This window comes from Phycicoccus sp. M110.8 (assembly GCF_032464895.1).
Taxonomy (GTDB): domain Bacteria; phylum Actinomycetota; class Actinomycetes; order Actinomycetales; family Dermatophilaceae; genus Pedococcus.
The window spans coordinates 224,770-247,546 of the sequence record NZ_JAWDIC010000001.1 but is presented as its reverse complement, the minus strand read 5'-3'; the positions used below and the strand labels follow the sequence as shown (position 1 = coordinate 247,546).

Here is a 22,777-nt window from a genome sequence, read left to right as displayed (position 1 = left end):
CCCGCGCGATGGCGGGTGCGGTCGTTGCGGTGGTGTCGACGGCCCTGGTGCGCTTCCTCTCCGAGGCCTTCCCCCCTCTGACGTCCCAGCCGGCGCGGATGTGACTCGGCCCCGCGAAAAGTCCGCTTGACCTTGACGCAGCGTCAGGGTTGCACGCTGTCCGCATGACCACCACACCAGCGCCCACGGCGCCCCCACGAACCACCACCGGACCGGCTGTCGCCGTCGCCGGCCTCACGAAGTCGTACGGCGACAACGACGTCCTGCGCGGTGTCGACCTGACCGTTCCCGCCGGCACCGTGTTCGCCCTCCTGGGCTCCAACGGGGCGGGCAAGACGACACTCGTCCGCATCCTGTCGACGCTGCTCGCGGCCGACGGGGGCACGGCAGCCGTCGAGGGCCACGACGTCGCGACGACGCCCGCGCTGGTCCGCGCGTCCATCAGCCTCACCGGGCAGTTCGCGGCGGTGGACGAGGTGCTGACCGGCCGGGAGAACCTGGTGCTCATCGCCCAGCTCCGCCGCGAGCGCGACCCCGGCCGGGTCGCCGACGAGCTGCTGGCGCAGTTCGACCTCGTCGAGGCCGGGAGCCGGCAGGCGGCGACCTACTCCGGAGGCATGCGGCGCCGGCTCGACATCGCCATGAGCCTCATCGGCGACCCGGCCGTGCTCTTCCTCGACGAGCCGACGACCGGCCTGGACCCGCAGTCGCGCCTCGAGGTATGGGACACCGTGCGCGAGCTCGCGGACCGCGGCACCACCGTCGTGCTGACCACGCAGTACCTCGACGAGGCCGAGCAGCTCGCCGACCGGATCGCCGTCCTGCACGAGGGCCGGATCATCGCCGACGACACGCTCGCCGAGCTCAAGGCACTGCTGCCACCCGTCGAGGTCGAGTACGTCGAGAAGCAGCCGTCCCTCGAGGACGTGTTCCTCGCGATCACCGGCCACGACCGCACCACCGCCCCGGCCACCGCCCCGGCCACCGCCTCTGCCGCAGCCGCCGCCTCAGCCACAGCCACAGCCACGGCCACCACCCCCACCCCCGACCAGCCGACCGCGAAGGACGCCCGATGACCACCGCCCTGCACGACACCACCGTCCTGACCAAGCGGTCCCTGCGGCACGTCCTGCGCAGCCCCGACACCATCATCACGACGGCCGTGACTCCGATCGCCATGCTCCTGCTGTTCGTCTACGTCTTCGGCAGCGCGATCGACATCGGCGGTGGCAGCTACGTCGACTACCTGCTCCCCGGCATCCTGCTCATCACGGTCGCCTCGGGGATCGCGTACACCGCCTTCCGCCTGTTCACCGACGTGTCCGGCGGCATCGTGGAGCGGTTCCAGTCGATGCCGATCGCGCGGTCCGCGGTCCTGTGGAGCCACGTGCTGACCTCCGTGGTGGCGAACCTGACCTCCCTGGTGATCGTCGTGCTCGTCGCGGTCCTGATGGGGTTCCGTTCGGGCGCAGGGGTGCTCGCGTGGCTCGCCGTGCTCGGCATCCTGGTCCTGTTCACGCTCGCGCTGACGTGGCTCGCCGTCATCCCGGGTCTCACGGCCAAGACCGTGGACGGTGTGAGCGGCTTCTCCTACCCGCTGATCTTCCTGCCGTTCCTCAGCTCGGCGTTCGTGCCCACGGCCGGGATGCCCGGCCCGGTGCGCTGGTTCGCGGAGCACCAGCCCGTCACCTCGATCGTGGACACCATCAGGGCCCTGTATGCCGAGCAGCCGGTCGGCAGCGCGATCTGGGTCGCCCTGGCCTGGTGCGTGGGCCTGCTCCTGCTCGCCTACGTGCTGGCGATGCGGACCTACCGCGCCAGGGTCGCGTGACGCGGCACACCGCACCGGCTCCGCCGCCCACCCCCGCGGGGTGGGCGGCGCGGGAGACCTCCGTGGGGAGAATGAGGCCATGCTGACCATCAGCGAGCTCGCGGCGTATGCCGGGGTGACGGTGCGCGCGGTCCGTCACTACCACGCCAAGGGGCTCCTGCCGGAGCCCGAGCGGGACTCCTCCGGGTACCGCCGCTACGACGCGGCGGCGGTGGTGGAGCTGGTGCGCATCCGCACCCTCGCCGACGCCGGGGTGCCGTTGTCCCGGGTGCGCGAGCTGCTGTCAGCCGGCGAGGGGGAGTTCGCCACCGCGGTGGGGGAGATCGACCGGCGGCTGCGGGCCGAGATCCGTGAGCGACAGCGCCACCGGGAGCGGATCGCCCGGCTGGCCGCCGGCGACAGCCTGGCCCTGCCGGCCGAGGCGGTGGCCTACCTGGAGCGGCTGCGCGCTGTCGGCGTCCCGGACGAGATGGTCGAGGCGGAGCGGGACGCCTGGATCCTCGTGGCCGCCCACCTGCCGGAGCGGATGCCGTTCTACATGCAGGTCAAGGAGGCCCAGCTCGACGACCCCGGCATCCGCGAGCTCTACCGGGAGCTGGCCGACATCGCGCACTGGCCGGCCGACGACCCACGCCTGGTGCCGGTCGCCGACCGCCTCGTCGAGCAGTTCGAGGCAGTGCCCGAGGAGGAGTGGGACGAGGGGTCCCTGCCCGAGGACCTCGCGGTCCTGCTCGACGGTGTCTTCCTGGCGAGGGTCGCGGGGGCGCAGACGATCCTGGCCCGGTTCGAGGAGCGCGGTTGGACCGGCTGGACCAACATCCGCCGGGTCGAGCAGGTGGGCTAAGGACGGCGACCGGGGCGGCGTCTGCCGTCGAGGACGGCGCGACGCCGGTCAGGACTGCATGACGCTGGTCAGGACTGCATGACTCTGGTCAGAGCTGCGCGATCCGGGGCAGGCGGACCGTCACGCAGAGGCCCCCGCCGGGGCGTGGCGCGAGGACGAGGGAGCCGTCGTGCGCCCGCACGATGCTGTCGACGATGGCCAGGCCCAGTCCCACGCCTGCGTGCTCGGAGCGGGCGCGTCCCGTGCCGCGCTGGAACGGCTCGACCAGGGTGGCCACCAGCCCCGGCGCCAGTGGTTCGCCGGTGCTCTCCACCGTGAGCAGCCCCTCCTCGCCCTGCACCTCGGTGCCGACCAGGACCGCGCCGCCCTGCGGCAGGTTGTGGACGATGGCGTTGTGCACGAGGTTGGTCGTCACCTGCTGCAGCAGCGCCGGCGAGCCGGGCACCCGCGCCGGCTGCCCGGTCACCCGGAGGGTGGTGCCGCGCGCCTCCGCCAGGGGGAGCAGGGTCTCGACCGCCTCCTCTGCGAGGAGCGACAGGTCGAGGGGCTCCCGGGCGAAGGACCGCTGGTCGGCACGGCTGAGCAGGAGCAGTGCCTCGGTGAGCTCGATCGCCCTGCCGTTGACCGCACGAAGGCGCTTGACCAGCTCGTGGTGGTCGGTGTCCGGGTCCTCGCGGGCGACGTCGAGGAGGGTCTGCGTGACGGCGAGCGGCGTCCGCAGCTCGTGCGAGGCGTTGGCCGCGAACCGCTGCTGCTCGGCGACCCTCGCCTCGAGCCGCGCCAGCATCGAGTCGAAGGCGTCGGCCAGCTCGCGGAACTCGTCGCCGGGGCCCTCGAGCCGGATCCTGTGCGACAGCGACCCGGTGCCGGCGATGCGGGTGGCCTCGGTGATCCGGGCCAACGGCGCGAGCATGCGTCCGGCGAGGAACCACCCGCCGACGAGGCCGAAGACGAGCAGGAACGCCAGCGCCTGCGCCGCGCGCGGCGCGAACGCGGCCTGGAGGTCTCCCCGCGTCGGGCTGAACGGCCCGGGCCCGAAGCGCGCCTGGCTCGGCACGTACCTCAGGAGGAACACCCACACCGTGGCCAGCAGCAGGGCCCCGGCGACCATGAGGAACCCGGCGTAGCTCAGGGTCAGCTTGAGCCGGACGCTGGGGCCTGCCGGCCTAGCCATGGTCCGGTCCCACGTCGTCGGAGCCGGGCGCGGCGTCGATGCGGTAGCCGACCCCCGGCACGGTCCGGATCACCCAGGGCTCGCCCAGCCGCTTGCGCAGGGCCGACACGGTGATGCGGACCGCGTTCGTGAACGGGTCGGCGTTCTCGTCCCACGCCCGCTCCAGCAGCTCCTCCGCGCTGACCACCCCGCCCTGCGCCCCGACGAGCACCTCGAGGACCGCGAACTGCTTGCGGGTGAGGGCGACGTAGCGGCCGTCGCGGTGGACCTCGCGGCGGAACGGGTCGACCCGCACGCCCGCGACCTCCTGCACCGGGGGCCGGTTCGAGGCGCGTCTGCGGTCGAGGGCCCTCAGCCTCAGCACGAGCTCGCGCAGCTCGAACGGCTTGGTGAGGTAGTCGTCGGCACCGAGGCCGAACCCCGACGCCTTGTCGTCGAGCCGGTCGGCCGCCGTGAGCATGAGGATCGGCAGCCCGGTGCCGGAGGCCACGATGTGTCGCGCGACCTCGTCACCGGACGGCCCCGGGATGTCGCGGTCCAGCACGGCGACGTCATAGGTGTTCACGGCCAGCAGCTCCAGGGCTGTGTCACCGTCGAGGGCGACGTCCGCGGCGATCGCCTCGAGGCGCAGGCCATCGCGGACGGCGTCCGCCAGCCAGGGCTCGTCCTCGACGACCAACACGCGCATGGTCCCCAGATGCTACGAGGCGCGGCATATCGCCGGCATATCCGAATTCGCATACGGCCCGGCAACACGGCCCCTCCTTCACTGGCATCCATGCCCACCAGCCACCTGCCCCACACCAGGGCCCGGCGCCGCGCACGGACGGCGCTGGGTGTCCTCGCCCTCCTTGCGGCCGCGACAGCCGGGGCTGCGCTCGCCACCCCCGACGACCAGGCCCCCGAACCGTCCGCGACGGCGCACCGACCGACGACGACCGACCGGCCCACGAGCGGGCTCCCGCGCCAGGGGGCCGCCACCACCACCGGTGCCGGGCGCGGCACCGTCGTGGCGGACCGCGCCCCACACCGGCCACCCGGGTCGGCGGCGGGTGCTGAGGACGACGGCGCGGTCCACGGCGGGGTGCCGGTGTTCGACGCCCACGACGCAGCGCTCGTCAACCTCGACCCCGCGCTCCTTGGGGCCCTCAGGGAGGCTGCCACGCAGGCCCGTCACGACGGCGTCGAGGTGCAGGTCAACAGCGGGTGGCGCAGCGCGGCATACCAGGCGCAGCTCCTGCGGGAGGCGGTCGCGCGGTACGGGTCGGCGGCGGAGGCCGCCCGCTGGGTGGCGACCCCGCAGACCTCCGCCCACGTCTCGGGGGACGCGGTGGACATCGGCCCGACGGCCGCCGCGAGCTGGATGTCCCGTCACGGTGCCGCGTTCGGGCTCTGCCGGGTCTACCGCAACGAGCCCTGGCACTTCGAGCTCCGGACCGGGGCGCAGGACCACGGGTGCCCGGCCCTGTACGCCGACCCGACGCAGGACCCGAGGATGCACCAGTGACCGGGTGGGGACCGTCTGCGTCGGCACCGGTCCCGCCCGGCCGCGGGCTGCGGGAGTGGGGGTGGCACGCCTGGCTCGGGACCGAGACCGGCGTCGTCGTGGTCACCGCCCTGCTGCTGCCCGTCGCCATGGCCGCCGTGTGCGGCGTGGCGTGGTGGCGGAGGTCCTCCGGTGTCCCGCCGGCGCGGGCCTGGCGCTGGGCGGTGTCCGAGGTCGGGATGGTCTACGGGACGGCGCCCTTCGTCTGGATGACGATGCTTCCGGGCGCTCGCGCGGGGCAGGCCCGCGGCGCGGTCAGCCTGGTCCCGCTGCGGGACCTCGCGACGATGTCGACCTTCCAGGTGGTCGGCAACCTGCTGCTCCTCGCCGCCCTCGGGTTCCTCGCCCCACTCCGTCTCGGTGCCTGTGCCTCGGTGCTGCGGGTCACGGGCCTGGCGGCGGCCTGTTCCACCCTCATCGAGGTCGCGCAGTACGTCCTGCCCCTGGACCGGGTGTCCTCGGTCGACGACGTCCTGCTGAACACGACCGGGGCGGCGCTCGCAGCGTTACTGTCGACCGCCCTGATCCGCGGGGCGAGCCTGCTGCGGCGGCACGGTGCGCCCGCCCGGGTCGCCACGGGGGTCGACCCCTGAGGGCTCACCCCGCCCCTGGGTGGTGGGGAGCGGCCTCAGCCGTCCTCGGGGCGGAGGCCGGGCCGGCCCCCGAACCCGTGCGAGGCCCAGCTGCTGTCGGCGTGCACCAGCACGACCGCCAGCGCCGCTGCGCCGACAACCATCACCGCGAACCAGAGCACCCGCGCCCAACGCCCCGGCACGGCGCGCTCGCCGGCCGCGCCGCGCAGCACCGTCGCCCGCAGCGCCGGGACGATGCGACCGAGCAGGTGCAGCCCGACCGCCCCGACCCACACGGCGAAGAAGCCCTGGTGCGCAGTCACCCAGTCGGCGCGGAACCCCAGCACGGTGATGCTCGCGCGCCGCGCCTCCTCCTCGCCGAGGAGGATGAGCAGCACGCCGGTGGCCAGCAGGCCGAGCGTGGACACGACGACCAGCGGCCCGATCAGGCGCATCAGCAGCGGTGGCGGGCCGGCCACCTCGTAGGGCCTGCGGCCCAGGTAGTAGCTGGCCATCCGCCAGCCGGTGCTCGCGGTCTTCATGACGGCCGGCGGGATCAGCAGCGCGCCCAGGGCGACGTGCCACGAGATCAGGCCACGGACGTCGAAGAGGGTCAGCAGCTCGGCCACCGACAGGGCGAGCAGCACGAGCGCCGTCCAAGCGGTGAGCAGTGCGTTGCCGGCTGGGCCGCCCGTCCGCGCGAGCACCGGGTTCTCACGCGACTCGCGTCCCACGGCCTCTGCGAGCGTCTCCGTCACGGCGCGCTGCAGGGCGCCTCCAGACCCCTGCGCCGCGGACTGCACGGCGTCACTCTGCCAGCCCTCGCTGTGCGGCGCCTGTGGTTCGGATCGCGACGTCCGGCGTTCTCGGCTGGTCCCGGTCGCACGGTTGCACCCGCGACGAGGACGCGGACCGTCCGCAACCCGTGCAAGGGTGCCGGCATGGCAGGACGGACCAGACCGAGGACCACGTGGAGCACAGCGCTGGCCTGGCGGCTGGAGCGGCAGCTGCTCGACCCGGTCGGGTCCGAGTCGGTGGCCGACGTGGTGCGGCGGCTGGGCGCGGTGCCGTCGATGGACGAGTCGCTCGCCGAGCTGGCCGTCCGCACGCGCCGCCGCGGGTCCCGGCCCGGCGAGCTGGCGCAGGCGCTGGCGGACGGCACCGTCGTGAAGGCGTTCGCCTTCCGTGGTGCGGTGCACTACCTGTCGGCGCAGGACGGTGGCACCTACCTCGCACTGCGCGCGGCCGGACGGCAGTGGGAGCTGCCGAGCTGGGTCGAGTTCTACGGCCTGTCCGCCGACGCGTGGCCCGCGTTCCGGGCCGCCGTCCGGGAGGCCCTGGCCGGGGGACCGCTCACGGTGGCCGAGCTCGGTGAGGCGCTCACGAGCCAGCCGGCGTACCGGCACCTGCGGCCGGTCTTCGACGAGGGCGCCGGCACGCTCGTCAAGCCCCTGACGTGGCAGGGGGACATGGGCTTCGGCCCGCCGCGGGACGGCAGGGCCACGTTCCAGCGGCTCGACGCGAGCCCGCACTGGCGCGGCATACCCGACCTCGAGGACGCCGGTCCGCGCGCGGTGAGGGCGTACCTGCGGGCGTACGGTCCTGCGACGCCCGACCACCTGCACTACTGGCTCGGCAACGGCCTCAGCGCCGGGCGGCGGCGCATCGACCGCTGGCTCGACGGGTTGGCCGACGTCCTGGTGTCCGTGGACATCGAGGGGACGATCGCGCTGGTGCTGGAGGACGACCTCGAGGCACTGCTCGCGGCGCGGCCGTCTGGAGCCGTGCGGTTCCTCCCCGGGCACGACGCCTGGGTGATGGGTCCCGGGACGAAGGACGACCGCGTCACCCCGGCGTGCCTGCGTGACGACGTGACGCGCCGGCGGAACCCGGTCGTCGTCGGCGGGGTGGTGCGCGGCACCTGGTCGCACCGCGGCGACGAGCTGTCGGTGCAGTGGTGCGGCGCGGAGCCACCGCCGACCCGGGCGCTGGAGGAGGAGGCTGCGCGCACGGCGGGCATCCTGGGTCTCGACCTGCGGCTGTCGGTCCTCACCTGAGCCCCCGGGGCCCTCGGCACCCATGACATCCGGCACGGGTGTTCCCGCAGGTCAGGCGGGTACCGTCGCGCCCATGTCACCCGACCCTGCACTGCACGACACCCGACCCGGCGCCCTCACGAGCCTCGTGTGAGCGCGGCGCCGCAGGGCGGGATCCGTGGCGCCACAGCGCGACCCAGACTGCTCGCCTCGGTCGCGGTCGGACTGGTCGCGGGGGTCGGGACGTCGGCGACACCGGCCGGTTGGCAGCTCGGCCTGCTCGTCGGGTGGATGGCGGGCGCCGCGCTCTACGTCGGGTGGATGTGGTTCACCATCTGGCCGCTCGACGGCGGTGCCACCAGGCAGCACGCCTCCCGCGAGGACCCGGGCCAGAAGTCGGCCGACGTCGCGGTCCTCACCGCGGCGGTCGCCAGCCTCGGCGCGGTCGGGCTCTTCCTCGGCGCCGGGTCGTCCGGCAGCGGGTCGGGCAAGGTGGTCGAGGCCGTCCTCACGGTGCTCAGCGTCGCCCTGGCCTGGGCGATGGTGCACACGCTCTTCACGGTGCGCTACGCCCGCATGTACTACGGCGACGAGCCCGGTGGCGGCATCGACTTCAACCAGGACGAGGACCCGCGGTACAGCGACTTCGCCTACCTGTCCTTCACCCTGGGCATGACGTTCCAGGTGTCCGACACCGACATCAGCCGCCAGGACCTGCGCGCCACGATCCTGCGCCACATGCTGCTGTCGTACCTGCTGGGCGCCGTGGTCATCAGCGTCACGGTCAACCTCGTCGCGGGGCTGGCCAAGTAGCCGCCGCAGGTCACATCCGGCGGCGGAGCCTCAGCGACAGCGGCCGGCCGTCGGGGTCGTAGACGTACCGGTAGGCGACCTCGGCCCAGGTCCGGGTCAGCCGGCCGAGGGCCGGGTCGTGGACCGGCCGCACCTGCCCGGGCGGCCGCGGGCCGCTGCGGCCCTCTCGGTGCCACCGGTCGAGCGCCGCCGCCCGCGCGGCGAACGCGTCGAAGAGGTCCTCGATGCCGGGAGCCGGCTCGGCGTCGCCCAGACCCAGGTGCTCGCGCACCAGCTCCTCGCGCAGACCGCGCGCGTACCCCTCGTGGGCGACGGCCGCGGACACCTCCGAGTCGTGGGTCCACGAGCGCCGGTTGAAGTTGTCCGAGCCGACGCTGGCCCACGAGTCGTCGACGACGCACACCTTGGCGTGCACGTAGACCGGCGTGCCCGCGGCATTCTCGATGCCGTAGAAGGCGACTCGTCCCGGCGCCACGTCCCGCAGGTGCCGCAGGACGCGGTCGCGGCCGACGAGGTTGGGCGGCATGGACAGGCGCCCGTCCTGGTCGGGCCGGTGGGGGAGGACGGCGACGAGGCGCAGCCGCGGGTTGCGCCGCAGGGCCTCGCCGAACGTCCGGGCGACGTCCGGTGACCAGAGGTACTGGTCCTCGACGTAGACCAGCGACTCGGCCCGTCGCACGGCCTTGGCGCACCCCCGGGCCACGCTGCGCTCGCCGCGCGGGGCGAAGGGGTAGCCGCCGGCACGGCGCGGGTACGTCCGCAGGAGCTGGACCGGGTGCGGTCCGGTGGGGGCCGGGTCCGGCAGCTGGGGCGGCAGCGGCGTCGGACGGACCCGGTCGTGGTGCAGCGCGTCCCCCGCCCACCGCAACGGCGAGCGGCTCGTCACCTGCGGGTCCTCCCACCGCTCGCGGAACACCGTCTCGACGTCACCAACCACCGGACCGGTCAGCCGCAGCTGGACGTCGTGCCACGGAGGGCGGGGGCCGTATGCCGCCGCCATCGCCTGGCGCTGCGGGTCGCCCTCGTGGGCGGCGTCGTCCCTGCGGCTGTGGCACAGGTCGATCCCGCCGAGGAACGCGACGTCGCGCTCCGGCCGGCCGGGGTGCCGCAGGACGACGAACTTCTGGTGGTGCGAGCCGCCGGTGCGCACCCGCATGTCCAACAGGCACTGGCCCCCGGCGGCGTTGACGTCCTCCTGCAGCGTGCGGTTCTCCGCGCTGGAGAAGGCGAGCCGGTCCCAGTGCGAGCGCCAGACCAGGCCGCGGACGTCGACGCCGCGCCGGGCGGCCGCGGCGAAGACGGCCGCGACCTCGCTGCCGCTCTCGCCGGTGAGGCGCTCGTCGGGGTCACCCCGCCAGTCGACGAACAGCAGGAGGTCGCCGCGCTCGAGCTCGCCGACACGCGCGAGAAGCTCGGCGAAGTAGGTCGCGCCGTGGACGAGCGGGTGCACCAGGTTGCCCTCGGTCCAGCCGGTCGCCGGCGTGTGCCGGCTGTCGAGCCGGGTGGCGGGGTTCCCGCGCTCCGACGGACTGAGGAACCACTCGGCGAGGGCCACGTTCGGATCGTAGCCAGCGCTCGACCGCGGCGCCCGGGGCGGGGCGAACGCCTCCCGGGGCGGGGCGGACGCCTCCCGGGCGCGGCGGACGGCGCCCGGGTCGGGCGGATGACCCCTACGAGCGGTCGATCATCGCCTGCATCGCCGCGGGGTAGCGGTCACCCTGCACGTCGGCGGCGTCCGAGGCTGCCGTCAGCTCGGCGAGGTCGTCCGCGCCCAGCTGCAGGTCCGCGGCCGCGAGGTTCTCGTCCAGCCGCTCCAGCCGACGGGTGCCGGGGATCGGCACGATCCACGGCTTGCGGGACAGCAGCCACGCGAGCGCGACCTGCCCGGGCGTGGCCCCGACCCGCTCGGCCACGGCGGTCACCCTGTCGACGAGCGCGAGGTTGTGGTCGAGCGCCTCACCGCTGAACCGCGGGAGGTTCGCGCGGATGTCGCCCTCGCCGAAGGTGTCGCCGCGCTTGACCTGCCCGGTGAGCAGCCCCCGCCCCAGCGGGCTGAAGGGGACGAACCCGATGCCGAGCTCCTCGAGCGTGCCGAGCACCGACTCCTCCGGCTCGCGCCAGAACAGCGAGTACTCGCTCTGCAGCGCCGTCACCGGCTGGACGGCGTGGGCGCGGCGGATGGTGGTCGGCCCGGCCTCGGACAGCCCGAAGTGCCGGACCTTGCCCGCGTCGATGAGCTCCTTCACCGTGCCGGCCACGTCCTCGATCGGGACGTCGGGGTCCACCCGGTGCTGGTACAGCAGGTCGATGACGTCGGTGCGCAGGCGCCGCAGCGACCCCTCGACGGCGGCGCGGATGTGCTCCGGTCGGCTGCTGACACCGTCCTGGCGGCCGTCCTCGTCGAAGGCGAAGCCGAACTTGGTGGCGATGACCACCGAGTCCCGCACGGGCTCGAGGGCCTCGCCGACGACCTCCTCGTTGGCGTACGGCCCGTAGACCTCGGCGGTGTCGAAGAACGTGACACCGTGGTCGACGGCCTGCCGCAGGAACTCGACCATCGCCGGGCGTTCGGGGGAGGGGCCGAAGCTCTGGCTGATGCCCATGCAGCCGAGGCCGATGGGCGAGACGGTCAGTGCGTTGCCGAGGGTGCGGGTGTCCACGCGAGGTCCTCCTGGGGGTCGGGTCCTTCCACCGTATGCCGGGTCGGTGCCGCGCGCCGGTGCGCGTCCAGCGCGGGGACTCCTCCGAACGGACGGTTCCCGGGTGGTGCGGGCGTGTCTTGAACCGTCTTCCAGCCACGCTTGTCACCGTGGCGGGGCGGTCCGGCGTGGGCCGCAGCCGAGCCCGGAGACGAGGTCCGATGTCCGCACGTGTCACCCGGCGCCTGCTGCTGGCGGCGGGCGCCGGCGGTGTCGTCGCGACCGTCGCGCGCGCGGTCGAGGAGAGGGATGCGGCGAGGATGGCGCGCACCCCACGCGGCTCCGGCGATGGGCCTGCGTCGGCGGCGCCTGCCGGGCGGCCGCGACGTCCGACCAGGGCGGCGGCGGCGCGTCCCTCGGCGCCCCAGCTCACCCGTCCCAGCCGCGCCACCGAGGTGCGCCGGTATGCCGGGCTGTCACCTCGCGCGTGGGGCATGGACCTGCCGGGGACCACGACGGACCTCGCCCCGGCCCGCGCGGTGGCCCTGACGTTCGACGCCTGCGGTGGACCGCACGGCGACGGGTACGACGCACGCCTCGTCGAGCTGCTGCGCCACCACGCCGTGCCGGCGACGTTCTTCCTCAACGCGCGGTGGGTCCGGGCCAACCCGTCGATCGCTGCCGAGCTGGCGAGCGACCCGCTGTTCGAGGTCGGCAGCCACGGGGTCCGGCACCTGCCGTTGTCGGTGACCGGACGGGCGGCATACGGGATCCGCGGGACCCGGGACGTCGGGCAGGTGTGGGACGAGGTGTGCGGCGGGATCGACGCGGTCGAGGCGCTCACCGGCCGCGCCCCGCGGTGGTTCCGCTCCGGCACGGCGCACTACGACGACGTGGCGCTGCGGGTGGTGCACGACCTGGGCCTGCAGGTGGCCGGGTTCGACGTCAACGGCGACGCCGGCGCGACGTTCTCGCCCGCCCAGGTCGCCGCGCAGCTGGCGGGCGTGCGCCCGGGGTCGGTCGTGATCTCGCACGTCAACCACCCGGACGGCGGGACCGCCGCCGGGTACGAGCGCGGCCTGCCGCTGCTGCTCGAGCGCGGGCTCCTCTTCCGCCGGCTGACGCAGCCGCCCGGCTGAGGCGGGTCGGCTGCGAAAGTCGGTCGGATCGCATCGGGGCGGTTGCCACACCGACGCCCCCAGCACAGTCATGCAAACGGTGGATGACAGGTCCAAGGGGCCGCAGGACAGTCAAATGCAGCACGCGGCGACTCAACGGGGCATACCCACCACATCCGACACCGTTCCGCACCACCGGCCGAGCCGAGGTCCGCCATGCCTGGTCACTTCACCCACATCTACACGGCGCGCCGGGTCGCAGACCTGCTCGCGAGCGGGCAGTTCGACGACTGGCCGGGGCTGGGCGGGGGTGACGACGTCCCCTCCGCCTTCAGCCCGCAGAAGTGCGCCCAGGTCATGCACGACTGGGAGAAGTTCACCGCCGTCGGGGCCATCGGCCCGGACCTGTTCTTCTTCTCCCAGGACTGGAGCAACGACGTCCTGGGCCCGCGCTCGGACCTCATCATGCTGGCGCTGTCGACGTACTACTACTTCGACGCGGCCAAGGAGGACGACTGGGAGCCGCTTCTGGTGATCCTCGAGGAGGTCAACTCCACGCTGGCCGGGATCATCCGGTTCCTCATCAAGCTGGACAAGATCTGGCAGGACTTCACGAAGTGGTGGGACAAGACGCTCGGCCCGCTGGTCGACACCGTGGGCGAGCTCGCCGACGACCTCACCGGCGGCATCCTCGGCGAGATCCAGACGGGTCTGGAGGAGCTGCTCGTCGCGATCAAGCAGATCGGCCTCGAGGAGCTCACCTCCTTCGCCGACATCTGGGGACTGATGAACACGGTCATCCAGAAGGGCTGGCCCGAGGAGGACTTCCTCTGGAGCGACATGGCCCACTACCGCCGCACCTCGGCCATGTGCCAGGCCCTCGTGCGCCAGGCCCAGGCACTCGACGACGGCACCGACGAGGGCCGGGAGCGGTCCGACCAGTTCCTCGCCTTCGCCCTCGGGTACATCGTCCACGGCGGCACGGACACCATCGCCCACAGCTTCGTCAACGAGCAGTGCGGCGGCCCGTACCGCGACCACCCGACCAGGCACCACCTCATCGAGAACCACATCGACGCGTGGAACTACCAGCAGTCCGGTGAGGGCGGCACGATCCCGCAGGACCCGTGGGGCAGGACCGACGACTACCCCGAGCTGTCGATGTCGGCCCTGTGGTTCCTCGTGCAGCTCACGCCGGACGACCCGCGAGGTGCCCAGCGCCCGTCGCCGCTGTCCGACGACCCCGACACCCGCAAGGAGCAGCTCGACGTCGACGGCGAGATGCCGGGCTGGATGGCCGACGCGATCGTCAAGGCGATGCTCGAGACGTTCCAGGACCACCCGCACCCACGGATCTACCAGGGCGACGCGTTCCAGCAGACGATCGACAGCGGGCTGCTGACGACGGTCGTCAAGGACGTCACCGGGCACGGCCTCGACAAGCCGTTCCAGGAGATCCTCGACGGCATCGCGCCGCCGCCCGGTTTCCCTGTGCCACAGGGCTTCCCGATGCCGTGGCAGGTCCAGACGATGTACCGGCTGATGATCACGCTGTACAAGCTGAACTTCAGCGGGTCGTGGGAGCTGCAGAAGCCGCGCAAACCCGACTTCGTCATCGTCCCGCCGGCCTCCGACTTCACCAACCTGGCCCAGCCCCCGGACTTCTCGGGCGTCGACTCCTCCAACCCCATCGTGGACGTGTGCGAGGTGTTCGTGGCGCTGATCGAGTGGGCCATCAAGGAGATCGAGGACGCGATCAAGCTCGTCGGCGACCTCATCAAGATGGCGCTGAGCCCCCTGACGTACCCGGTGCGCCTCGGCATCTACGAGCTCGCGATGAAGATCTGGGACATCGCCGCGAAGACCCACGACGTCATGGCGCACACCGGCATCCTCATGCCGCACGGCGAGCAGCGGTACGAGGACGGCGAGCTGCGGCTGCCGAACGAGATCGACCTGCCGCTGATCACCCTCGGCGCCACCGTCGACGGCGCGTTCCAGCAGGCGCTCGCCGACGCCATCGACCCGCTCGGGCACCTCGACTCCGACCCGTCGGTCATCGTCAGCCACTCCACGCGCGACCCGAACTACCCGTACTACCCGGTGCTGCGCTACCACGGCGCGGTCGGGTCCGACTGGGAGGACTGGGAGTTCCGCCGCCCGTGGGCGTACCCGAGCACCAGCCTGCTCGACACCGGCGGCAGCTCGGACACGAAGATCACCACACCGACGGAGACCTACGACCCGAGCGCGGCGGATCCCAAGGGGCCGGCCACGGCATACAAGCCGATGCGACCGGGACCGTATGCCGAGGGCACGCGGCCCGACGAGGTGTTCTTCCGGACCACGGCGCCGCCGGACCGCGAGGCCCGGTACCGGTACGAGCGGGCGCAGACGCCGTGGCAGACCGACCAGCTCAACGAGGCCTTCATCGGCAAGGCGCGGGTGCGGCAGAGCCCGCTGGGTGACCCGGTGCCGTTCTCGGCCTACCTCATCGGGCAGCTGGCGAACCCGACGGGGTACTCGACGCAGTTCAACCTCGACGCAGACCGGGCGTACGCGTACCTCACCTGGGACTGGATCCGCGGTGAGGAGACGGACAAGACGGACCTCGGGATCCCCTACCGCACACCGCTGGTCGAGCCGCAGCTCTACGACGGGGTCCACACCAAGTGGCGACCGCAGCCGGCGATGAAGCTGCACTACGTCGACCCGCCGGGCTCGGACGTCCCCAGCACCGGCACCCACGACGGCCCGTCCACGCACGGGCCCGGAACCCACGGGCCCGGCGCCCATGACGGGCCGCACCCCCACGGTCCCGGGATCCACGACGAGGCCGGAACCGCACGCAACAACGAGACCCACGGCCACGGCGGGACCGCAGGCAACAACGAGACCCACGGCCACGGCGGGACCGCAGGCAACAACGAGACGCACGGGGGAGGCGAACAGCGATGAGCCACGACTGCTGCAGCCACGCCGGTCACCACCACGACGACGAGCGCGGACACGGGCGCCACCACGAGCACGGCTGTTGCTGCTGCGGGTGCCGGTGCTCCTGTCACGCGGGCGGCGGTCACGGGCACCACGACGACCAGGACCACCGGGGCTGCGACCACGGCCACGGCGACCACGGACACGGGGACGGCGACCACGACCACGGACACGGGGACCACGGGCACGGCGACGACGGCACGACGGTGGGGTGGAAGAACCCCAAGCGCCCCGGGCACCACTGCGGGACGTCGACCGGCCAGCTGCCGGGCGGCGTGGTGCAGCCCGGCAACTTCGACCACCACCCGCCGGACCAGTGGCCGGGACCGCGGGACCAGATGTACCTGCCGTTCCTCTTCATGCGGGCCAACCCGGGCGACCTGGGCGCGCGGCCGGTCGTCGGTCCCTTCTGGGAGAGCCCGGACATCCTGCTGCTCGCGGGAGTCGAGCCGGCCTTCGCCCCCGAGATCCCCCCGGACCTCGGGCAGACGGCCCTGGCCGGCATGCCGAACACGCTCTACGCCCACGTCTGGAACTTCGGCCGGGCGCAGGCGCCGAACGTCATCGTCCAGTTCTTCTGGTGCGACCCGTCGCTCGGCATCGGGCCGGGCAGCGCGAACCTCATCGGCGAGACCATCGTCTCGCTGGGTGCCCGCGACAGCGGCCGCAGCCACCGGGTGGTCAAGTGCCCGACCGTGTGGGTGCCGACCTTCGTCAACGGTGGCCACGAGTGCCTCGTCGTGCGGGTCTGGGACGAGACGTCCGACGGTCTCGGCACGCCACCGTGGGACGCCGCGCTGAACCGCCATGTGGCACAACGGAACATCCACGTCATCGCGACCGGCGCGGGGCAGGGGCTCCGGGCGCGCGGCGGGTTCGAGGCGGTCGCGGCCGCTGCCCTGGTGGATGCCCCGCTCATGCTGCGGGTCGGCCCCCTCTACGACGAACCGGCGACCGTTGCGGTCGAGCGCGTCGTCCCGGTGGGTATGCCGTGGCTCCAGCTGCGCACGGGAGTCCGGGGACAGTTCCCGGCCGGTGCACCGCCGACTGGTGACGTCCTGCTGACGCCACCCCGGGACATCGGGGGAGGGGGAGTCGGCGTCGGCGGGGCCACGACACACGAGGTCACGGCCGACCACCAGCAGGTGGGCCTCACGACGACGGACGAACCGCCGCCGCCGGGCTCGGCCCACGTGTACCGCGTGACGGCGAGCCAGCAGGGCCAGGTCTTCGGCGGCTACACGGTGGTCGTGCTGGGCTGAGCCGGGGGTGCCGGGCGCGGGCAGGTGGGCGTGCGCGGACGTCCGAGGGCGACGGGCGGCCGGCCCGCCTCAGCCCGGTCCCTCGGGGTGGGTGAGGTCGTAGGCGCGGGTGAGCTTCTGCGGCACCACCATCCGCCAGGCGTCGACGACGAGCTCGCGGGCCTCCGTGGGGTCCAGCACGGGGAGGTTGGCGTGCACCCAGTTGAACCGGAGGTCCGACACGGACGGCATCGAGAACCGACGCGGGTCGCTCTCGACGAGGGCGGCACGCTCCTCCCTGGGGAAGGCGAAGCCCATGACGGACTCGTCGCGGGAGAACGCCACGTAGACGATCTGGCCCACCCGGAACTTCAGCCGGCCGCGCACGTGCACGGGGTACGAGCGCTCCAGCTCTGTGGCCAGCGGCAGGACGTCCTCGATCCTCGCCACGCGTCCCCCTCCCGTCCACGGCGACCGCCGTCCGGCACCACGGCATACCAGCATGACCCCGGCAGGGCCATGAAGTCATCGGGCACGGGGGCGGCCCGGGTCGGCGTGCCCCGGCGGCGAGGGCGTGCCGGGGCCCTGTGGGAGGGTCCTGGGCATGACGGCCGACGCGACCCCCGGACCCGACGTCGTCCTCGGGACCGAGCGCCTGCGGCTGCGTCCGTGGCGGGTGTCGGACGCGGCCGTCCTGCGCGAGCTGTGGGCCGAGCGAGACGCGCGGGTGCCGCCGCACCGCAGGATCGACGCCGACGGTCGCCCCACGGTCCAGGACCTCGAGGACGCCATCCGCACCGAGCCGAGGTGGGTGCACGGGCTCCTCGCCGTCGAGCGCAGGGCCGACCACGACGTCGTCGGCTGCTGCGGTCTCGTCGACAGCGACCGGGGAGGGCCGGGCGAGCTCGAGATCGCGTTCGAGCTGCTGCGTCGGACGTGGGGACGCGGCTATGCGACCGAGGCGTCCGCGGCGGTGCTGGACCGGGCGAGGGCCGTGGGCCACGAACGGATCTGGGCGACCGTGTGGGACTGGAACGCTGCGTCGCTCCACGTGCTGGCCAAGCTCGGCTTCGCCGAGACAGGGGAGGCCGAGGTCGACGAGGTCCACGGGACCACCCTCGTCCTGGTGCGCCCGCTCTGAGCCAGGTCGGTGCCCGCCGGACTGCACGGCCCCGTCCCCGACGGTGCCCCCGGGCCCGCCCTCGCCATGGACGGGGGAGTGGACCGGACGTCCTGCCGGAGCGAATGGTAGGAGCTGGCAGGGGTTTGCGCAGGCGCTTGACGAAGTCTTGGCCCATTCCCACCAAACGTAGGGCAGTCGGCTACCCGGAACTGTCCAAATCTCAACGACACCAGCGGATCACGCGGGTGCCGGTGCCATCGTTGCGCCACGAGCCCTCGGAGGGGGATGTCCCATGGCGCACCAGACCAGCCCGAACCAGCCGCTTCCGCTTCGCGTGCCCGGCACGGCGCACGACGCGTCGACGCCGGCCGACGCCCCGACCATCTCCCTGCTGCGGTGCCCCTCCTGCCACGCGGAGGTGACCTCCGTGGTGGAGCACGCCATCGCGTCCGACCGGCAGAGCTCCCGCCCGGTGGAGTGGACGTCCGAGGCGTCGATGCTCTCAGCCACCCTGCAGGGACTGAAGGCGCTGACCGTCGCCCCCGCGTCCGCGACCGTCGGGGCCCCCGCGGCCGCCGAGGAGCCCACCGAGTCGCGGCCGCGGCCCCACCTCCGTGTGGTCCCGCGCGCCGACGCCGCTGACGAGATGCCCCTCGCGGCCGATGCAACGGTCTCGTCGGGGCAGGACGTCTCGCTCACGGGCGATCTCACCCTCGTGGAGGCGCCGGCGGAGCAGGCAGGGCTCCCCGCGGAGGCCGACACGTATCCCGAGACCGGGCTCGTCGCGGAGGCCGACACCGGTTCGGGAACCGCGAGGGAGGTCGAGCCTGCTGCGACGCGCCGACGGCGCCAGGGCTTCCTCTCGCGCGTCCTCACCGTCCGGTCCTTTCGCGGAGAGCGCGACATCGCCCGTGCCTCGCGGGCCCATGACGTCGCGGTGGCCGGTCTGCTGGACGCCGCGCCCGGGCTCCTGTCGCTGCACCACCGGGGCCTGCCCGGTAGGCGGGCGGAGGTCTCCCACCTCGCCGTCGGTCCCGCCGGGGTGATGGTGGTGCACACCCGGCTCCTCGGTGACGCCGCCAGCGCTGCCACGGTGCGTGCGCAGGTGGGCGCGGTCCGGAGCGTGCTCGCCGGGGTGGACCTGGAGGCCGTGCGGGTCGAGGGGCTGCTGTGTGTCCGCACCCGGGACGCCGCCGACACCGAGTCGGGGAACTGGGGCGACGTCCGGCTCGTCGTCGTGCGGGACCTTGCCGCCGCGCTCGGCGAGGAGGGCCCGCTCACCGCGGAGCACCGCCAGACCCTGCACGAGCTCCTCGCCACGGAGCTGCCGGCGAGGGGCTGACCCGCGGTCGGCGCCCGCGCCGCTCACCTCCCTGCGGCTGGCCCGCGGTAGGTGAGCAGCAGGGCGGAGCTCGGCGTGGCGCTCGCGCCGACGAGCTCGAGCCGCTGCGGGGCCTTGCCGTCCGCGAAGAGCCGCCGCCCCGTGCAGCCGACGGTCGGCCCCACCACCAGCCGCAGCTCGTCGACGAGGCCCTGGGCGAGCATCGAGCGCGCGAGCTCGATGCTGCCGTGGACGCCGATGTCGCGACCGGGGGCCGCCTTGAGGTCGCGGACCAGGTCGGCGACGGGGCGGTGGACGGCCTCGGAGTTCGACCACTGCCGGTCGAGCGGGGTGGACGTGAGCACGTACTTCGTGACGCCGTTGATGAAGTCGGCGAACGGCTGGTAGTCCGCCGTCGGCCAGAAGCCCGACCACTCGTCGTACATGCCCCGCCCGAGCAGCACCGCGTCCTGCGAGCCGATCACCTCCGCCTCGAAGGCGATCATCCCCTCGTCGAACTCCGGCACCTCCGCATCCCCCGGTCCTGGCGCGAAGTAGCGGTCGGGGTGGTCGACCGCACCGTCGAGGGACATCAGGGTGTAGAGCACGACCTTGCGCACGGGGCCTCCAGGGGTCGACGGCGGGACACGGAAGGCTCCCACACCGCGGGGTCGTCGCACCTGTGGCAACCTGCTGGGGTGAGCCTCCCGCGCGCTGAGATCGACCCTGACGGCCTCCTCGAGTACTCGGTGGTGTTCACCGACCGCTCGCTCAACCACATGTCGAAGCGCTTCGTCGGCGTGATGCAGGACGTCATCGACGTCCTGCGCACCACCTACGGTGCCGCGACGGTCGCGGTCGTCCCGGGCGGCGGCACGTACGCCATGGAAGCCGTCGCCCGGCAGCTCGCGACCGGCCGCCGCTGCCTGGTCGTCCGCAACGGCCTCTTCTCCTACCGCTGGAGCCAGATCCTCGACGCCGGGTCCGTGGCGACCGAGACGACGGTGTGCCGTGCCCGGCCGACCTCCGACGAGCCGCAGGCCCCGTGGGCGCCGGCACCGGTGGAGGAGGTCGTCGCGGCGATCGAGCGCGACCGCCCGGAGGTCGTCTTCGCGGCGCACGTCGAGACCGCGGCGGGCATCCTGCTCCCGGACGACTACGTGCGGCGCATCGCCGCCGCCGCGCACGAGGTCGGGGGCCTGTTCGTGCTGGACTGCATCGCGTCGGGAGCCATGTGGGCCGACATGCGCGACCTGGGCGCCGACGTCCTCCTCAGCGCCCCCCAGAAGGGCTGGAGCGGGTCGCCCTGCGCCGGTTTCGTCATGCTGAGCGAGGCGGGTCGGGCCCAGGTGATGGCGACGACGTCCACCAGCTTCGCGGTCGACCTGCAGAAGTGGCTGACCATCACCGAGGCCTACACGCAGGGGCAGACGCCGTACCACGCGACCATGCCGACCGATGCCCTCGCGCGGGACGCCGCCCTCATGCTCGAGACCCGCGACGCCGGGCTCGACACGCTCCGCAAGGCGCAGGTCGACCTCGGCAGTCGGGTCCGTGCGCTCCTGGCGGACAACGGCTTCCGCTCCGTGGCGGCAGACGGCTTCGCCGCGCCCAGCGTCGTCGTCTCGTTCACCGACGACCCGGAGCTCCGCACCGGTGCCAAGTTCAAGCAGCAGGGCGTCCAGGTCGCGGCGGGGGTGCCGCTCATGTGCGGCGAGGGCGACGACTTCTCCACCTTCCGGCTGGGCCTCTTCGGGCTCGACAAGCTCACCGACGTCGACGGGACCGTCGAGCGACTGGCCGCCCACCTGGCTCGCTGACCGGCACACCGCCTCCCGGCCGTCCTGCCCGGCTGCACGAGCGCGCCCAAGGGGGGCCACCGCGCGCATCGTCACGCAAACGCATGATGACAACCACTCCTGCGGTGAGGAGCATCGAGGCAGGTCCCGTTCCCGCTCGGGAGAGGAGTGGACATGCCACGGACACCAGCCACCACGGCACCCCGCGAGGCAGGGTCGGTGTGCCGGCCCGCCATCGCGTGCATCATCCCGCCGGACCTGCTGGCCCGGGTCGCGCGTGAGGCCGACCCGGACCAGCGAGAGGCGCTGCTGGAGACCCTGCAGCTCGACCAGAGCTTCCGGGTCACCCGCGCGGAGTCCGCTGCCAGCATCGTCGCGCCCCTGCACCCGATCGCCGTGCGCGCCGGGGCCGGCACGCCGAACCGGGCCATCTACGACCAGCACCACTCGACGGCGACGACGCCGGGAACGCTGGTGCGGTCCGAGGGCCAGCGGAAGGTCAAGGACGTCTCGGTCAACCAGGCCTACGACAACTTCGGCTACACGTACAAGCTCTACTGGGACCAGTTCCACCGCGACTCGATCGACGACCAGGGCATGCAGATCCAGGGCCTGGTCCACTTCGGCACCAGCTACGACAACGCGTTCTGGGACGGGGCCGGGCACATGTTCTTCGGTGACGGCGACGGCCAGATGTTGACGGACACGACCAAGGGCATCGACGTCGTCGGCCACGAGCTCACCCACGGGGTGACCCAGCACGAGGCGAACCTGCGGTACTCCGGCCAGTCGGGGGCGCTCAACGAGTCGGTGTCCGACGTCTTCGGCTCGCTCGTGAAGCAGTACCACCTGGGGCAGGATGCAGCCGCCGCGGACTGGCTCATCGGGGCCGACATCGTCGGCCCACAGCTCGCACCGGCCCTCAGGTCGATGAAGGCACCCGGGACGGCGAACCCCTACGACAACCAGCCCTCGACCATGGACGGCTACGTCCACACCACGTCGGACAACGGGGGAGTCCACACCAACTCGGGCATCCCCAACCACGCGTTCTACGTCGTCGCGACGACCATCGGCGGCAACGCCTGGGAGGCGGCAGGCCAGATCTGGTACGACACCCTGGCCGACCCGCGCCTGCGGCCCACCGCGACGTTCGCCCGGTTCGCCGCCCTGACCCTGCGTTCGGCCAGGACGCGGTTCGGCAGCAGCAGCGCGGAGGCCGCGGCGGTCGCAGCCGGCTGGGATGCCGTCAAGGTGAAGGTCCGCTGACGGGCGCCCCCACCAAGGGTGCCCGCGGCGCCCCCACCGAGGGTGCCGGCGGCGTCGTGCAGGAGGCCGAGCCGCATCCGCCGCGCCGGACCTATCCTCGAGCCGTGGCCACAGAGGAGCTCCGCATCGCGTACCGCCGCAGTGGCGGGATCGCGGGCATCGCCATGGCGGCCGAGTGCCTGGCCGCCGACCTCCCTGAGGACCAGGCGCGGGTCGCGGCGGACCTGCTGGGCGCGACCGACGAGGACCAGGCGCCGGGCGAGCGGGACGACGGTGCCGAGGCAGCCGGTTCCGCCCCCGGTCCCGGCGCCGACCAGTTCACCTACACCGTCCGCGTGGCCAGCGGCGCCCGGAGCAGGACCCTGAGCTGGTCCGACTCCACGGTGCCGGAAGGGGCCCGGCCGTTGCTCGCGACGCTCGCGGGTCTCGCCAGGCCCACCAGGAACGGGTGACCCCC

General features: G+C 73.3%; 22 protein-coding genes. 15 read left to right on the top strand and 7 right to left on the bottom strand.

Annotated elements, in window-relative coordinates; genetic code table 11:
* Positions 1-164: 164 nt before the first annotated feature.
* From RKE38_RS01255 to RKE38_RS01245, 3 genes are all read left to right on the top strand, one after another.
* A complete protein-coding gene (locus RKE38_RS01255) occupies positions 165-1,076 on the top strand; it encodes an ABC transporter ATP-binding protein (protein WP_316005648.1) in 912 nt (303 codons plus the stop codon).
* Entirely contained in the window at positions 1,073-1,831 is a 759-nt protein-coding gene (locus RKE38_RS01250; RefSeq protein WP_316005647.1) for an ABC transporter permease, read from the top strand. The genes RKE38_RS01255 and RKE38_RS01250 overlap by 4 nt, the downstream gene beginning before the upstream one ends.
* 79 nt (positions 1,832-1,910) lie before the next feature.
* Complete coding sequence (locus RKE38_RS01245) at positions 1,911-2,675, top strand: MerR family transcriptional regulator (protein ID WP_316005646.1); 765 nt, start codon at positions 1,911-1,913, stop codon at positions 2,673-2,675.
* 88 nt (positions 2,676-2,763) lie between these two features.
* Here the strand turns inward: RKE38_RS01245 and RKE38_RS01240 are convergent, their stop codons facing one another.
* Positions 2,764-3,849: a HAMP domain-containing sensor histidine kinase gene (locus RKE38_RS01240; RefSeq protein WP_316005645.1), complete on the bottom strand. Its 1,086-nt coding sequence runs from the start codon at positions 3,847-3,849 to the stop codon at positions 2,764-2,766.
* Complete coding sequence (locus RKE38_RS01235) at positions 3,842-4,537, bottom strand: response regulator transcription factor (RefSeq protein ID WP_316005644.1); 696 nt, start codon at positions 4,535-4,537, stop codon at positions 3,842-3,844. The genes RKE38_RS01240 and RKE38_RS01235 overlap by 8 nt, the downstream gene beginning before the upstream one ends.
* 90 nt (positions 4,538-4,627) lie before the next feature.
* On the opposite strand from RKE38_RS01235, the gene RKE38_RS01230 reads away from it, so the two are divergent.
* Together RKE38_RS01230 and RKE38_RS01225 are read left to right on the top strand one after the other, a co-directional pair.
* On the top strand, positions 4,628-5,356 hold the full coding sequence (locus RKE38_RS01230; protein ID WP_316005643.1) for a M15 family metallopeptidase: 729 nt from the start codon (positions 4,628-4,630) through the stop codon (positions 5,354-5,356).
* Entirely contained in the window at positions 5,353-5,988 is a 636-nt protein-coding gene (locus tag RKE38_RS01225; protein ID WP_316005642.1) for a VanZ family protein, read from the top strand. Before RKE38_RS01230 ends, RKE38_RS01225 begins: the two co-directional genes overlap by 4 nt.
* 35 nt (positions 5,989-6,023) lie before the next feature.
* Here RKE38_RS01225 and RKE38_RS01220 read toward each other — a convergent pair whose 3' ends face one another.
* Positions 6,024-6,770, bottom strand: coding sequence for a hypothetical protein (locus tag RKE38_RS01220; protein WP_316005641.1), 747 nt, complete (start codon positions 6,768-6,770; stop codon positions 6,024-6,026).
* Between the two features lie 138 nt (positions 6,771-6,908).
* On the opposite strand from RKE38_RS01220, the gene RKE38_RS01215 reads away from it, so the two are divergent.
* The gene (locus RKE38_RS01215) at positions 6,909-8,024 is read left to right on the top strand and encodes a DNA glycosylase AlkZ-like family protein (RefSeq protein ID WP_316005640.1); all 1,116 of its coding nucleotides are present in this window, start codon (positions 6,909-6,911) and stop codon (positions 8,022-8,024) included.
* A gap of 129 nt (positions 8,025-8,153) precedes the next feature.
* On the top strand, positions 8,154-8,816 hold the full coding sequence (locus RKE38_RS01210; protein ID WP_316005639.1) for a DUF1345 domain-containing protein: 663 nt from the start codon (positions 8,154-8,156) through the stop codon (positions 8,814-8,816).
* Positions 8,817-8,826: 10 nt separating this feature from the next.
* Here RKE38_RS01210 and RKE38_RS01205 read toward each other — a convergent pair whose 3' ends face one another.
* Both RKE38_RS01205 and RKE38_RS01200 read right to left on the bottom strand, forming a co-directional pair.
* On the bottom strand, positions 8,827-10,371 hold the full coding sequence (locus RKE38_RS01205) for a phospholipase D family protein (RefSeq protein ID WP_316005638.1): 1,545 nt from the start codon (positions 10,369-10,371) through the stop codon (positions 8,827-8,829).
* Between the two features lie 115 nt (positions 10,372-10,486).
* On the bottom strand, positions 10,487-11,476 hold the full coding sequence (locus tag RKE38_RS01200) for an aldo/keto reductase (RefSeq protein WP_316005637.1): 990 nt from the start codon (positions 11,474-11,476) through the stop codon (positions 10,487-10,489).
* 200 nt (positions 11,477-11,676) lie between these two features.
* On the opposite strand from RKE38_RS01200, the gene RKE38_RS01195 reads away from it, so the two are divergent.
* From RKE38_RS01195 to RKE38_RS01185, 3 genes are all read left to right on the top strand, one after another.
* Positions 11,677-12,594, top strand: a complete 918-nt coding sequence (locus RKE38_RS01195) for a polysaccharide deacetylase family protein (protein WP_316005636.1) — start codon at positions 11,677-11,679, stop codon at positions 12,592-12,594.
* Positions 12,595-12,789: 195 nt separating this feature from the next.
* Entirely contained in the window at positions 12,790-15,531 is a 2,742-nt protein-coding gene (locus tag RKE38_RS01190) for a hypothetical protein (protein WP_316005635.1), read from the top strand.
* On the top strand, positions 15,528-16,829 hold the full coding sequence (locus RKE38_RS01185) for a hypothetical protein (RefSeq protein ID WP_316005634.1): 1,302 nt from the start codon (positions 15,528-15,530) through the stop codon (positions 16,827-16,829). The genes RKE38_RS01190 and RKE38_RS01185 overlap by 4 nt, the downstream gene beginning before the upstream one ends.
* A 69-nt stretch (positions 16,830-16,898) precedes the next feature.
* Here RKE38_RS01185 and RKE38_RS01180 read toward each other — a convergent pair whose 3' ends face one another.
* On the bottom strand, positions 16,899-17,258 hold the full coding sequence (locus RKE38_RS01180; protein ID WP_316005633.1) for an MmcQ/YjbR family DNA-binding protein: 360 nt from the start codon (positions 17,256-17,258) through the stop codon (positions 16,899-16,901).
* A gap of 154 nt (positions 17,259-17,412) precedes the next feature.
* On the opposite strand from RKE38_RS01180, the gene RKE38_RS01175 reads away from it, so the two are divergent.
* Together RKE38_RS01175 and RKE38_RS01170 are read left to right on the top strand one after the other, a co-directional pair.
* A complete protein-coding gene (locus RKE38_RS01175) occupies positions 17,413-17,949 on the top strand; it encodes a GNAT family N-acetyltransferase (RefSeq protein ID WP_316005632.1) in 537 nt (178 codons plus the stop codon).
* A 274-nt stretch (positions 17,950-18,223) separates the two neighbouring features.
* Positions 18,224-19,273, top strand: a complete 1,050-nt coding sequence (locus RKE38_RS01170) for a hypothetical protein (protein WP_316005631.1) — start codon at positions 18,224-18,226, stop codon at positions 19,271-19,273.
* Between the two features lie 23 nt (positions 19,274-19,296).
* Here RKE38_RS01170 and RKE38_RS01165 read toward each other — a convergent pair whose 3' ends face one another.
* A complete protein-coding gene (locus RKE38_RS01165; RefSeq protein ID WP_316005630.1) occupies positions 19,297-19,872 on the bottom strand; it encodes a dihydrofolate reductase family protein in 576 nt (191 codons plus the stop codon).
* A gap of 78 nt (positions 19,873-19,950) precedes the next feature.
* Between RKE38_RS01165 and RKE38_RS01160 the strand changes: the two genes are divergently transcribed.
* The 3 genes from RKE38_RS01160 (at position 19,951) to RKE38_RS01150 (ending at position 22,772) form a co-directional block, all read left to right on the top strand.
* Entirely contained in the window at positions 19,951-21,072 is a 1,122-nt protein-coding gene (locus RKE38_RS01160; RefSeq protein ID WP_316005629.1) for an aminotransferase class V-fold PLP-dependent enzyme, read from the top strand.
* Positions 21,073-21,225: 153 nt separating this feature from the next.
* The gene (locus tag RKE38_RS01155) at positions 21,226-22,320 is read left to right on the top strand and encodes a M4 family metallopeptidase (RefSeq protein ID WP_316005628.1); all 1,095 of its coding nucleotides are present in this window, start codon (positions 21,226-21,228) and stop codon (positions 22,318-22,320) included.
* A 104-nt stretch (positions 22,321-22,424) separates the two neighbouring features.
* Positions 22,425-22,772: a protealysin inhibitor emfourin gene (locus RKE38_RS01150; protein WP_316005627.1), complete on the top strand. Its 348-nt coding sequence runs from the start codon at positions 22,425-22,427 to the stop codon at positions 22,770-22,772.
* Positions 22,773-22,777: the final 5 nt, after the last annotated feature.